Annotated in this window: 8 protein-coding genes; 5 read left to right on the top strand and 3 right to left on the bottom strand. The window is 73.0% G+C overall.

All coding sequences use genetic code 11. From position 1 onward, the window contains the following. Window positions 1-31: 31 nt before the first annotated feature. From ABD343_RS04750 to ABD343_RS04740, 3 genes are all read right to left on the bottom strand, one after another. On the bottom strand, window positions 32-967 hold the full coding sequence (locus tag ABD343_RS04750; RefSeq protein WP_344524234.1) for a serine/threonine-protein kinase: 936 nt from the start codon (window positions 965-967) through the stop codon (window positions 32-34). Window positions 968-1,199: 232 nt separating this feature from the next. Then, complete coding sequence (locus ABD343_RS04745; protein ID WP_344524232.1) at window positions 1,200-2,687, bottom strand: metallophosphoesterase family protein; 1,488 nt, start codon at window positions 2,685-2,687, stop codon at window positions 1,200-1,202. Between the two features lie 324 nt (window positions 2,688-3,011). After that, window positions 3,012-4,142, bottom strand: coding sequence for a LacI family DNA-binding transcriptional regulator (locus ABD343_RS04740; RefSeq protein WP_344524230.1), 1,131 nt, complete (start codon window positions 4,140-4,142; stop codon window positions 3,012-3,014). Between the two features lie 338 nt (window positions 4,143-4,480). Between ABD343_RS04740 and hisC the strand changes: the two genes are divergently transcribed. From hisC to ABD343_RS04715, 5 genes are all read left to right on the top strand, one after another. Continuing rightward, a complete protein-coding gene (hisC, locus tag ABD343_RS04735; protein WP_344524228.1) occupies window positions 4,481-5,596 on the top strand; it encodes a histidinol-phosphate transaminase in 1,116 nt (371 codons plus the stop codon). 213 nt (window positions 5,597-5,809) lie between these two features. Next, window positions 5,810-7,330: a cytochrome ubiquinol oxidase subunit I gene (locus ABD343_RS04730; RefSeq protein WP_344524226.1), complete on the top strand. Its 1,521-nt coding sequence runs from the start codon at window positions 5,810-5,812 to the stop codon at window positions 7,328-7,330. Between the two features lie 21 nt (window positions 7,331-7,351). Then, window positions 7,352-8,362: a cytochrome d ubiquinol oxidase subunit II gene (gene cydB, locus ABD343_RS04725; protein WP_344524224.1), complete on the top strand. Its 1,011-nt coding sequence runs from the start codon at window positions 7,352-7,354 to the stop codon at window positions 8,360-8,362. Window positions 8,363-8,372: 10 nt separating this feature from the next. Then, window positions 8,373-11,927: a thiol reductant ABC exporter subunit CydD gene (gene cydD, locus ABD343_RS04720; RefSeq protein ID WP_344524222.1), complete on the top strand. Its 3,555-nt coding sequence runs from the start codon at window positions 8,373-8,375 to the stop codon at window positions 11,925-11,927. A gap of 79 nt (window positions 11,928-12,006) precedes the next feature. After that, window positions 12,007-13,746: a GAF domain-containing sensor histidine kinase gene (locus tag ABD343_RS04715; protein ID WP_344524220.1), complete on the top strand. Its 1,740-nt coding sequence runs from the start codon at window positions 12,007-12,009 to the stop codon at window positions 13,744-13,746. Window positions 13,747-13,786: the final 40 nt, after the last annotated feature.

The following is a 13,786-nucleotide window of genomic DNA, read 5'->3' as shown; positions in this document are numbered from 1 at the left end:
GCCCGCGAATCACCGGCAGGGCCCCGCAGGGTCACGGCTTCGGGTGCTCCGGGCCCCCGTAGTCGGGGCTGGAGTAGTCGGGGCTGGTGAACCGCAGGCGGGGCCCCGGTTCGTCGGGGGACTCGGAGGCGGGACGGCTGGAGAAGTCGGGGTGCGTGTACCCGAACGTGGTGCGCTGCTCGCGCTGGACGTACGTCGCGGGCGCCTGCTCGGCGCCCTGCGGATCGGCGAGGGCCTCGCGGAGGAACGGGACGATGCCCCGCTCCAGCAGCGCCTCCCGCCAGGCGGCGCGGGCCAGCGCGACCTCTTCGGAGAGCCCGCCCGCGCCGTGATCGGCGCCGCGCCCGCGCTCCCCCTTGCCGCCTCCGGGCGCGCGCACCGAACTCGCCCCGTTCCGCAGCGCGGCCAGCAGCAGGCCGCCCATCGCGATGACGATCCCGGCGGCGGCCAGCGCGGCGAAGACCCAGCCCGCGCTGCGCATCGGCTGCGCGATGGAGGGCTCGGGGGTCATCAGGTGCAGCGCGTACCCCAGCAGCAGGAAGATCACGGCGGCCGTGCCCGCGAGGACGGGGGCCAGCACCGAGACGACGGCGACGAGCCCGGCGCCGGTGGCCTCGGCGAGCCCCTCGCCGCCCATCGCGCTGGCGAGCCGGCTCACGCCCTCGCCGCGAGGTTCGACGCCGTCGGGACCGCGCTCCCGCTCCGGGGGGCCCATCGACGAGGGGGCGTTGGCAGGCTGGCGCAGTTCCTCGCGCAGGCGCACGAACTGCTGGTACTCGGCCTCGGCGCACGCGGCTATCGCGGTGGCGGCGCTGAGCGCCATGGTGCGCAACTGCTCGGCGTTCAGCCGTTGGCCGAGCGCCGCAAGGTCGGGGCGGCGGTGAGCGGTTCGCAGAGCTTCGTCGAGGACCCGCTCGAACTCGGGCCGGTCTTCGCGTAGCAGATGCGGAGCGCTGTTCATGTGCATCCCCCGATGCTCCGTAGGGCCTCTCGTGGCCGGTCGAGGGCGGGGCGGGTCAGCAGGGCGGAGAACTCGTCGGCAAAACCGATGGTAGAGCGCCTCCGGCACTACGTGACAGAGAGTTTCCAGAATTGACCCGCTCTCGCGGTGCCCCCCAGCCGATCACTTCTGGGGAAACACCTGCCCTGGATTCCGCGCGTGAATCAGCGGGAACGGAGCTTCGGGGGACGAGCGGGCCTCAACCCACCAGCGGAAGCTGGGCGATGAGCAGCTTTCCGGCCATGGTCACGCCGCCGTCCATCGCGACCGCGAGCCCGTCCGCGTAGACGTGCGGACCCGTGACGTCGGGCGCGGCCTCGTCGTCCTCGCTGCCCACCTCGCCCAGCAGATACGGGATGGGGCTGTGCCCGTGCACGATGCGCTTGCCCCCGAAGGTGTCGAGCAGCTCGCGCACGGCGGCCGGGCCCGCGCCCTCCTCGCGGAAGGCGAACCGCTTGGTGAACTTCCGGAACAGCTCCCAGGTCTCCTCCGCGTCCTGCCGCTGGAGCGCCTCGGTGATCGCGTCGTTGACGTCCTCGATCGTCTCGCCGTAGTCGAGATAGCAGGAGGCGTCGGAGTGCACCAGCAGGTGGTTGTCGGCGAGGGTGATCGCGTCGAGCCGGGACATCCACTGGATGTGGTGGTCGCGCAGCCGCTCCATGTCGCTGCGCTGGCCCCCGTTGAGGAGCCAGGCGGCCTGGAAGGAGGCGGTGCCCGCGCCGGAGTTGACGGGGGTGTCGCCGAACCGCTTGGCGCCGAGGAGCAGCAGCTCGTGGTTGCCCATGAGGGCCTTGCAGTAGCCCCCGGCGGCGGCTGCCTCGGCGGAGAGCTGCATGACGAGCTCGATGACGCCGATCCCGTCGGGGCCCCGGTCGGTGAAGTCGCCGAGGAACCACAGGCGCGCGTTGCCCGCGATCCAGCGGTCGTCGGCGTCGATGATCCCGAACTGGCGGAGCGCGGCGCGCAGTTCGTCGAGGTATCCGTGCACGTCGCCGACGACGTACAGCGGGCCCTCGCCGTCGTTCCCGCTCGTGGCCGCCGGGACGTCGACCATGGTGGGCGTCGGCCCGCCCGGCTCGGCTGTGCGGCTGCCGACCACAGGGAGATCGCGCTCCGTCGGCGTGTACTCCTCCGGCATCGACGGCACCGGCTCGCCACCGGCCTGCTCGCCGTCGCCCTGCTCGTCCCCGCCGGACTGCGGGCCCCGCGCGGGCTGCTGGGCGCTTACGGGCGCCTGGGCAGGGGCCTGGGCGGGTGCCCGTACGGGCTGCGGGCTCTGTACGGGCGGGGGCGTGACCGGGGAGGGAGCCGGTGCGGGCGGGGGCGCGACGGCGGCGGGCGGCGGCGCGGGGGCGGACGGAGGCGTGACGGGGGGCGGGGTGAGCGCGGGCGCGCCCGGGTGGGCGGCCGTCCCGTGCGGGCGCGCGTGGTCGCCCGGCCTGCCCGGTCCGCCCTGCTCATCCGGCCCGGTCGGGCCGGTCGGCCCGGTCGGGCCCTGGTGGGCCGTGGGCCGCGCCGGGCCTCCGTGGTCGCCGGGCGCGCCCGCGCCGCCACGGGCGCCCGGCTCGTGCGGGCTCCCGTGCTCGGCCGGGCCGTTCGCCCGGGTCTGCGGGGTGGGCTCCCCCGCTGCCTGTGCGGCCATCCCGCCGTGCCATACGTCGGGTCCCTGACCGGCCCCCTGAGTCATCGACCCCTCCACCATCGCGCCGCCGCCGTCCACCGCAGACCTCCCCCTCGCGTCGGGCCGGGGCCCGGGGGAGAAGCGCCCGGCCGCTGGTCGTACGGCCTGGGTGCCCCCAGGTCGGGAGCCGGTCCCGGTGTCGTTCTCCCCCGGCCTTCGGCCGGGGGTGCCCCCAATCATAGGAACGCTGGTCGCGGCTTGTGACGCACCTGGGGTCCCGCATTTGGCGAGGTGGCCGAACGGGGTGTGAATTCCTCCGGAATTCTCCGGGCTCGTACCCCGCGGACGCCCCGGCCGCCTCCCTCGGCCGCGCCCCGGCCGCCCCCGCGCTCAGTCGGACGCGGGGGCGCGGGGCGCGCTCACGGTGGTGCGGGCGCTGCGGCGCTGCGAGGACGTACGGACGATGAGGTCGGTCGGCATGACCTGCTGCACGGGGCGGCTGGGGCCGATGCCCTCGATGGCGTCGATGAGGAGCTGGATGACCGTGTTGCCGATCCGGCCGGGCTTGAGGGAGAGGGTGGTGATGGGGGGTTCGGTCGTGGCGTAGACGGTGGACTCGCTGCAGCACACGAGGAGCAGGTCCTCGGGCACCCGCAGTCCGTACCGCCGGGCCGCCGCGAGGAGATCGGTGCCGTTGGGGTCGAACAGGCCGTAGACCGCGTCGGGGCGGTCGGGTCTGGCGAGCAGGCGGTCGGCGGCGACGGCGCCCGCGCACGGGTCGTGCGCGGGATACGTCTCGTAGACCGGGTCCTGGCCGACGCGCTCGCACCACTCCAGATAGGCCGTGGTGGACAGGCGGGTGTAGGTGTCCGTGGAGGTGCCGGTGAGGAGGCCGATACGGCGGGCGCCGGACTCGGCGAGGTGGTCGAGGAGGCCCTGGACGGCCTCCTCGTGATCGTTGTCCACCCACGCCGTGACCGGGAGGGAGCCGCTGGGGCGGCCGTCGGAGACGACGGGGAGGCCCGAGCGGACCAGCTCGCTGACGACCGGGTCCTGGTCGGAGGGGTCGATGACGACGGTGCCGTCCAGGGCGACGTTCGACCACACGTCGAAGGGGCTGTGGCGGGCGGGGGCGGGGAGGATCACCAGCGCGTACCCCCTCGCGAGGGCGGCGGAGGTGGCGGCGCGGGCCATCTCCGCGAAATAGGCGAACTCCGTGAAGGTGAACGGTTCTTCGCCGTACGTCGTGACCGTCAGGCCGATCAGCCCCGACTTGCCCGTGCGGAGCGTGCGCGCGGCGGCCGACGGGCGGTATCCGAGCCGCTCGGCGACCTCGCGGACGTGCCGCCGGGTGGCGTCCGGCAGTCTTCCCTTGCCGTTGAGCGCGTCGGAGACAGTCGTGATGGAGACACCGGCCGCGGCGGCGACATCCCTGATCCCGGCCCGCCCGTTCAGCCGGGTGCCCCCACGGGGTGGGCGGGCGGACTTCCGGCTCACCTGATGCTTCTCTGCTGCTGTCATGGCGACCCGATCGTAGGCCCGCGCGGGCCGCCGCGAGGGCGCCTCTTGACAACCCGGAGCAGGCACGATTCTGCATGAACGACAGGTCGAAGCGACCATGGAATGACCGGTCTTCCCGCCCCTGACCTGCGCGGGCGCCCCGCGTGAGAGCGGTTGCTCCCGGGGAATGCGCGAGGTTGCGAAGAGGTCTCAACTCACCTTCACGAGCGATGCGCGCCACCGCGCTCGCCACCAGCGCGGGGGCGTACGTCGATGGACGGCGAACGACCCCGTACGCCGGGCGGGGGAATCCTCTTATGGTGAGCAGTATTCGTCGAGCGGCGCGAGGAGGACCAGCGGTGAGTGAGCACAGCGAGCAGAAGACCCCGGACGGGGCGGCGCCCGTCCCGCCCAGGCTGCGGCAGGCGCTGGAGGGCATCCCCAGCTACAAGCCCGGCAGGCCGGCGGCGGCGGGCGGGCCCGTCTCCTACAAGCTGTCCTCCAACGAGAATCCGTATCCGCCGCTGCCCGGCGTCCTGGAGTCCGCGAGCCACGCGGCGGCGTCCTTCAACCGCTACCCGGACATGGCCTGCACGGGTCTCCTGGCCGAGCTGTCCGAGCACTTCGGCGTGCCCGCGTCGCATCTTGCCACCGGCACAGGGTCGGTCGGAATCGCGCAGCAGCTCCTGCAGTCCACGGCGGGCCCGGGGGACGAGGTGATCTACGCCTGGCGCTCCTTCGAGGCGTACCCGATCGTCACCCAGATCTCCGGCGCCGCCTCCGTGCGCGTGCCGCTGACGGAGGGCGAGGAGCACGACCTCGACGCGATGGCCGACGCGGTGACGGACCGCACCCGGCTCATCTTCGTCTGCAACCCGAACAACCCGACGGGCGTGGCCATCCCCCGCGACGGCCTGGAGCGCTTCCTGGACCGGGTGCCGCGCGACGTGCTGGTGGTGCTGGACGAGGCGTACCGGGAGTTCGTCCGGGACGAGCGGGTGGTGGACGGCCTGGAGCTGTACCGGGACCGGCCCAACGTGTGCGTGCTGCGGACCTTCTCCAAGGCGTACGGGCTCGCGGGGCTGCGGGTCGGCTTCGCCGTCGCGCACGAGCCGGTGGCGGCGGCCCTGCGGAAGACGGCGGTGCCGTTCGGGGTGAGCCAGATCGCGCAGGACGCGGCGGTGGCCTCGCTGCGCAGCGAGGACGCGCTGCTGGAGCGGGTCGCGGCGCTCGTCGAGGAGCGGACGCGGGTCACCCGTGAGCTGCGGGCGCAGGGCTGGACGGTGCCGGAGTCGCAGGCCAACTTCGTGTGGCTGCGGCTCGGGGAGCGGACCACGGACTTCGCGGAGCTGGCGGAGAAGGCGGGCGTCACGATCCGGCCCTTCGCCGGTGAGGGGACGCGGGTCTCCATCGGCGAGACCGAGGCGAACGACATCTTCCTGCGGGTCGCGGCGGAGTTCCGCAAGGAGCTGTAGGGCTCGTAGGGCCCGGTCCGGCGTCGTACGGGGGTGTCCCTCACCCGAGGGGCACCCCCGCTCGCATGTCCGAAATGACCGTGCGCCATAATCCTTGTGAATGTGAACGCATTCACGACCGCGTTCGTTTTGTCTGGTTGATCCCTGTCATAACGCCAGGTAACGGGCAGACTGCACAGAGGCTCGACAGCGCGAACCGAAGGAGAGAGCCACGTGGATCTTGCGCTGGCGCCGGAGACCCTGGCGCGATGGCAATTCGGCATCACGACCGTCTACCACTTCCTCTTCGTCCCCCTGACGATCTCCCTCTCCGCCCTGGTCGCGGGGCTTCAGACCGCCTGGGTCAGGACGAACAACGAGAAGTACCTCAAGGCGACGAAGTTCTGGGGCAAGCTCTTCCTGATCAACATCGCGATGGGCGTGGTCACCGGCATCGTCCAGGAGTTCCAGTTCGGTATGAACTGGTCCGACTACTCGCGCTTCGTCGGCGACGTCTTCGGTGCCCCGCTCGCGTTCGAGGCGCTGATCGCCTTCTTCTTCGAGTCCACGTTCATCGGGCTGTGGATCTTCGGCTGGGACAAGCTCCCGAAGAAGCTCCACCTCGCCACGATCTGGATGGTCTCCATCGGGACGGTCCTGTCCGCGTACTTCATCCTGGCGGCCAACTCCTGGATGCAGCACCCGGTCGGGTACAAGATCAACCAGGAGTCGGGCCGCGCCGAGCTGACCGATTTCGCGCGGGTGCTGTTCCAGAACACGGCGGTCGCGCAGTTCGCCCACACCATCACCGCCGCGTTCCTGACCGGCGGCGCGTTCATGGTCGGCATCGCCGCGTTCCACCTGCTGCGCAAGAAGCACGTCGCCGTGATGCGCACCTCGCTGCGCGTCGGGCTCGTCACGCTCGTCATCGGCGGCGCCCTCACCGCGTTCAGCGGCGACCGGCTCGGCAAGATCATGTACGACCAGCAGCCCATGAAGATGGCCTCCGCCGAGGCGCTCTGGGAGACGCAGGCCCCCGCCCCGTTCTCCGTCTTCGCCTACGGCGACGTCGACAAGGGCCACAACAAGGTCGCCATCGAGATCCCCGGGATACTGTCCTTCCTCGCCCACGACAACTTCCACGACGAAGTCCCGGGCATCAACGACACCAACGAGCAGCTCAAGAAGAAGTACCAGGACACCGTCGGGCTCGACGACTACCGGCCCAACATTCCGCTCGCCTACTGGTCGTTCCGCTGGATGATCGGCTTCGGGATGGCCTCGTTCGGGCTCGGGATCATCGGCCTCTACCTCACCCGCCGCAAGCTCTGGCTCGCCGAGCACCTGCGGACGCGCGAGGACGAGGTGCCCCGCCTCGCGCTCACCCGGGGCCGGGAGCTGGGCGGCACGCTCACCACCTGGTACTGGCGGCTCTCGCTGCTCACCCTCGGCTTCCCGCTGATCGCGAACTCCTGGGGCTGGATCTTCACCGAGACGGGCCGTCAGCCCTGGGTCGTCTACGGTGTGCTGCCCACCGCCTCCGCCGTCTCCCCCAGCGTCTCCCAGGCCGAGGTCCTCACCTCGATGATCGTCTTCACGGCGCTCTACGCGATCCTCGCCGTCATCGAGGTGCGGCTGCTCGTGAAGTACGTCAAGGCCGGGCCCCCGGAGCTGACCGAGTCCGACCTCAACCCGCCCACCAAGATCGGCGGCAACGACCGCGATCCCGACCGGCCCATGGCCTTCTCGTACTGAGAAGTCGGGAGGAGAGAGACCGTGCAGCTTCACGACGTCTGGTTCGTGCTCATCGCCGTCCTCTGGATCGGCTACTTCTTCCTGGAGGGCTTCGACTTCGGGGTCGGCGTCCTCACCAAGCTCCTCGCGCGCGACCGCGCCGAGAAGCGCGTCCTGATCAACACCATCGGGCCCGTCTGGGACGGCAACGAGGTCTGGCTGCTCAGCGCGGGCGGCGCGACCTTCGCGGCCTTCCCCGAGTGGTACGCCACCCTCTTCTCGGGCTTCTACCTGCCCCTGCTGCTCATCCTGGTCTGCCTCATCGTGCGCGGCGTCGCCTTCGAGTACCGCGCCAAGCGCGACGACGAGCGCTGGCAGACCAACTGGGAGCACGCGATCTTCTACACCTCGCTGACCGTCGCGTTCCTGTGGGGCGTGGCCTTCGCCAACATCGTGCGCGGCGTGAAGATCGACAAGGCGGGGGAGTACGTCGGGAACGTGCCCGACCTGCTCAACCCGTACGCCCTGCTCGGCGGGCTGGTCACCCTCTCGCTCTTCACCTTCCACGGCGCCGTGTTCACCGCGCTCAAGACCCTCGGCGACATCCGCACCCGGGCCCGCCACCTGGCCACCCGGCTCGGGGTGCTGACCGCCGTGCTCGCGCTGGTGTTCCTGCTGTGGACGCAGAGCCACACCGGTGACGGCAAGAGCCTCGTCGCGCTGGTCGTCGCCGTGGTCGCGCTCGTCTCCGCGCTCGGCTTCAACCTGGCGGGGCGCGAGGGATGGGCGTTCGCGTACTCGGGCGTGACGATCGTCGCCGCCGTCGCGATGCTCTTCCTCGCCCTCTTCCCCGACGTCATGCCCTCGACGCTGAACGAGGACTGGAGCCTGACCGTCACCAGCGCGTCCTCCACCCCGTACACGCTGAAGATCATGACGTGGTGCGCGGGCATCGCCACGCCCGTCGTCCTGCTCTACCAGGGCTGGACGTACTGGGTGTTCCGCAAGCGCATCGGCACCAAGAACATCGCGTCCGCGTCGTCGGCCCACTAGGAGGTCGCTGATGAAGCCCGTCGACCCGCGCCTGCTCCGGTACGCCCGTGCCGTGCGCGTCTTCCTCGCCGCCGCCGTCGCCCTCGGACTGGCCGGAGCGGTGCTGGTCATCGGGCAGGCGATGCTCATCGCCGACATCGTCGTCTCCGCCTACCGGGACAAGGAGCTGGAGGGGCGGGCGCTGGTGCTGCTCGCCGCCGTGTCGGTGGCCCGCGCCCTCGTCTCCTGGCTCACCGAACTCGCCGCGAACCGGTGCGGGGCCTCGGTCAAGTCCGAGCTGCGCACCGGTCTGCTCCGGCACGCCACGGCCCTCGGCCCCGGCTACCTCTCCGCGCAGCGCACCGGAGAGCTGACGGCCCTCGCGACCCGGGGCGTGGACGCGCTCGACGACTACTTCGCCCGCTACCTGCCCCAGTTGGGGCTCGCGGCGGTGGTGCCGGTGGCGGTGCTGGCCCGTATCGTCACCGAGGACTGGGTCTCGGCGGCGATCATCGTCGGCACGCTGCCGCTGATCCCGCTCTTCATGATCCTCATCGGCTGGGCCACGAAGTCGAAGATGGACCGTCAGTGGCGGCTCCTGGCCCGCCTCTCCGGGCACTTCCTCGACGTCGTCGCCGGGCTCCCCACGCTGAAGGTCTTCGGCCGGGCCAAGGCCCAGGCCGAGAACATCCGCGCCATCACCGCCGACTACCGGCGCGCGACGCTCCGTACGCTCCGCATCGCCTTCCTCTCCTCCTTCGCGCTGGAGCTGCTCGCGACGATCTCCGTCGCGCTCGTCGCCGTCAGCATCGGCATGCGGCTCGTGCACGGCGGCATGGACCTCTACACCGGGCTGCTCGTGCTGATCCTCGCGCCCGAGGCGTATCTGCCGCTGCGGCAGGTCGGCGCCCAGTACCACGCGGCGGCCGAGGGGCTCTCGGCCGCCGAGGAGGTCTTCGCCGTCCTGGAGACGCCGGTGCCGGAGGCGGGCGACCGCCCGGCCCCCGCCGTGCGGGACGCCGAGATCGAGCTGGACGAGGTCGTCGTCCGCCACGAGGGGCGCTCCGCGGACTCCCTGCCCCGCATCTCGCTCGTGGTCCGGCCCGGGGAGACGGTCGCCCTCACGGGGCCCTCGGGGGCAGGAAAGACGACGCTGCTGCGGGTGCTGCTCGGCTTCACGCGGCCTGCCGAGGGCCGGATACGGGTCGGCGGCACGCCGCTCGCCTCCCTCTCCCCCGCGTCCTGGCACGAGCAGATCGCCTGGGTGCCGCAGCACCCGTACCTCTTCGCCGGGACGGTCGCGGAGAACGTCCGCCTCGCGCGGCCCGACGCGGACGAGGAGGCGGTGCGCCGTGCGTTGCGCGATGCCGCGCTGGGCGACGTCTCCCCCTCCCTCGCGCTCGGAGAGGGCGGCGCGGGGCTCTCCGCCGGGCAGCGGCAACGCGTCGCGCTGGCCCGCGCGTTCCTCGCCGACCGGCCCCTGCTTCTGCTGGACGAGCCGACCGCCGCGCTCGACGGCGAGACGGAGGGCGCGGTTCTTGAGGCGGTACGCCGCCTGAGCGCGGGCCGCACGGTTGTCCTGGTGACCCATCGGCCGGCGCTGCTCGATGCCGCTGACCGTGTTGTCGAGCTCGCGCCGTCTCCGGGTGCGGGTGCGGGTGCGGGTGCGCCTGCGGCGAGCGATTCCCCAATCCCGCCCCTTCCCGAGAACGGGGGAGCGCCCCCGTGCCCCCCGAGCGTTGCCGTCAGCGAGTCCGCTGTGGTTGCTCGCGCAGTTCCCCGCGCCCCTTCGGGGCACGTTCCGTCGCCGGATCAGCGGGGCACCCCCTTGTCGGACCTCTCGCGGCTGCGCGCCAGCGCGAAGGGGCTGAGCGGAAGGTTCGGGCTCGCTCTTGTGCTCGGCGCGCTCGCGCTGCTCAGCGCGGTGGGGCTGATGGCGACGTCCGGCTGGCTCATCTCCCGCGCGGCCCAACAGCCGCCCGTGCTCTATCTCATGGTCGCCGTGACGGCGACCCGGGCGTTCGGGATCGGCAGGGCCGTCTTCCGGTACGCGGAGCGTCTCGTGTCGCACGACGCCGCCCTCCGCGTCCTGGCCGGTCTGCGCGTCAGCGTCTACCGGCGGCTGGAGCGGCTCGCGCCCGCCGGGCTGCGGCGTACGCGGCGCGGCGATCTCCTCACCAGGCTCGTCGCCGATGTCGACGGGCTCCAGGACTACTTCCTGCGCTGGCTGCTGCCCGCGACCGTCGGCGCGACGGTCGGCGTCGTCGCCGTCGCGTTCACCGGCGCGCTGCTGCCCGCCGCGGGCGCGGCGCTCGCGGCGGGGCTCGCGGTGGCGGGGATCGGCGTGCCCGCGCTGACGGGCGCGCTCTCCCGGCGTACGGAGCGGCGGCTCGCGCCCGCGCGGGCCGAACTCGCCACCCGTACCGTCGATCTGCTGACCGGCGCCGCGAGCGGAGAGCTGGCCGTGGCGGGGGCGCTGGACGCGCGGCGCTGCGAGGTCGCGGAGGCCGACGGGACGCTGACGCGGCTCGCGGCGCGCTCCGCCGCGCGCACCGGGCTCGCGGCCGGGCTGAGCACCCTCGCGGCCGGGCTGACGGTGACGGCCGCCGCGTGGGCGGGGGCCGTGGCCACGACGGGCGGCGCGCTGAACGGGCTGTGGCTGGCGACGGTCGTCCTGACGCCGCTCGCCGCGTTCGAGGCGGTGACGCCGCTGCCGCAGGCGGTGCAGCACCGGCAGCGGGCCCGGCGTTCGGCCGAGCGCGTGCACGAGGTGCTGGACGCGCCCGTTCCGGTGCGGGAGCCGGAGCGTCCGCACGCCGTGCCGGGCGCGTTCCCGCTGGCCGTACGGGAGTTGACCGTGCGCTATCCCGAGCAGCCGGAGGACGCGGCGCCCGCGCTGGACCGGTTCCGGCTCGACCTGACGCCGGGGCGGCGGGTCGCGGTCGTCGGGGTGTCCGGCTCCGGCAAGACGACGCTCGCGCACGCGCTGCTGCGGTTCCTGGACCCGCAGCCGGGCGGTACGTACGAGATGGGCGGGGTGCCCGCGACGGAGGCCGACGGCGACGACGTACGGCGGCACGTCGGGCTCTGCGCCCAGGACGCGCACCTGTTCGACAGCTCGCTGCGCGAGAACCTGCGGCTCGCCCGGCCCGAGGCGGGCGAGGACGCGCTGTGGGACGCGCTGGACAGGGCCCGGCTCGCGGAGTGGGTGCGCACGCTCCCCGAGGGCCTGGACACGCTCGTCGGCGAGCACGGCGCGCGCCTGTCCGGAGGGCAGCGGCAACGGCTCGCGCTCGCCCGCGCGCTGCTCGCGGACTTCCCCGTGCTCGTCCTGGACGAGCCCGCCGAGCACCTCGACCTGCCGACGGCCGACGCGCTCACCGCCGACCTCCTCGACGTCACCGAGGGCCGTACGACCGTGCTGATCACGCACCGGCTCCAGGGCCTGGAGGCCGTGGACGAGGTGATCGTGCTGGACGGCGGCCGTACGGTCGAACGCGGGCCCGCCGTCGAGCTGGCCGCCGCCGGAGGACCGTTCCAGCGGATGCTGGACCGGGAGCGGGGGGCCGCGCTGGTGGCCCCGTAGGCGTAGACGTAGGCGTAGGCGTAGGCCCGGGCACGAGGGGTGACTTTCGGAACGAAACCGGACCTTCTACGCTCACTCCATGCCCCCCAAGCTCCGCGTCACCGAGGCCGCCCGCCTGGCCACCACCGACCTGGAGACCCTCTCGCGGGACTCGGCCGAGCGGCTGCCGAAGCTGCTGGAGGCCATGGTCACCATCGGCACCGGCCCTGGGCCCGACCTGCACAGCACGCTCGACCACATCGTGGAGACGGCGGTGCGCGTCGTGGACTGCCGCTACGCGGCCATCGGCGTCCTCGCCGAGGAGGACGACACCGGGCTGAAGGACTTCATCACCTCCGGGATGAGCGAGGAGGAGATCGCCCGCATCCCGCACCTGCCCGACGGGAAGCACGGGCTGCTCGCCGCCGTGCTGCGCACCGACGAGCCGCTGCGGCTGCCGGACCTCGCCCTCGACCCCCGGTTCGAGGGCTTCCCCGCCCACCACCCCCCGATGCACAGCTTCCTGGGCATCCCGATCAAGGTCGGCGACGAGCTGTTCGGGAACCTCTATCTGACCGAGAAGCGCGGCCCCGGCGGCTTCACCGAGAACGACGTGCAGCTCCTGCGGATCCTCGCCACCGAGGCGGGCATCGCGATCGGCAACGCGCGGCTGCGCGAGGCCGCGCGCATCCGGGAGCGCTGGATCGACGGCAGCGCCGCGATCACCACCGCGCTGCTCGCCGGTGACACGGACGACGCGCTCGCCGTCGTCGCCGAGCAGGCCCGGATGCTCGCGGGCGCCTCCGCCGGGCTCGTCCTGCTCCCCACCTCCCTCCCCGGCGACCCGGCGGACGACCACGGGGAACGGCGCGGCCTGGAGATCGTCGCCGCCGCGGCCGACGACACCCGGGGCCTGGTCGGCACCGTGATCCCGCCCGAGAGCCCCGTCCTGGACCAGCTCCTCGGCGGCAGCCCGGTCTTCGTCGACGACTCGGCGGAGGACCCGCGCATGGTCACGCCGATCTCCGCGCGCTTCGGGCCGAGCATGATGCTGCCGCTGGAGAGCGGCGGCCGGGTGCTGGGCACGCTCGCCGTGCCGCGCCGGCGGGGCGCGCCGCGCTTCACGGAGGCCGAGAAGTCCCTGGCCACGCGGTTCGCGGCGCAGGCCGCGCTGGCGCTGGTGATGGCCGACGCGCTGCACGACCGCGAGCGTCTCGCGGTCTACGAGGACCGGGACCGCATCGCCCGCGACCTGCACGACCTGGTCATCCAGCGGCTCTTCGCCACCGGCATGACGCTGCAGGGCGCGCAGCGGTCCGCGGAGAAGCCGGAGGTGCGGCAGCGGATCAGCAAGGCCGTCGACGAGCTGGACGCGACGATCGCCGAGATCCGCACCGCGATCTTCGCGCTCCAGCAGGATCCCGGCGAGGCCCAGGCGGGGCTGCGCACGCGGGTGCTGCGCGAGGCGGGGCTCGCCGCCGTGCCGCTGGGCTTCCAGCCCTCGGTCCACTTCGTCGGCGCCGTCGACGCGCGGGTGTCCGAGCGGACGACGAAGAACCTGGTCGCGGCGTTGCGCGAGGCCCTCTCCAACGCGTTCCGGCACGCCCAGGCGTCCCGTATCGAGATCACGGTCGACGCGACGGCCGTCCTGCCGGACGGTGAGCCGGGGGTCCGGCTCACCGTCGCCGACGACGGGGTCGGCATCCCGGCGGACGGCCGCCGCAGCGGCCTCGCCAACCTGCGACGGCGCGCGGAGAGCCTGGGCGGCACGGCAGGCTGGGGCCCCGGCCTGGCTTCCGGGGGCGGCGGTACGACCGTCAACTGGGCCGCACCGTTGTAGCCGGGTCCGGGGTGCCCGTGCTGTGCGTCGCGGACCGCGG

Origin of the sequence: Streptomyces albiaxialis (assembly GCF_039530985.1) — a bacterium.
GTDB lineage: Bacteria > Actinomycetota > Actinomycetes > Streptomycetales > Streptomycetaceae > Streptomyces > Streptomyces albiaxialis.
This window is presented reverse-complemented; position numbering and strand designations above follow the sequence as displayed.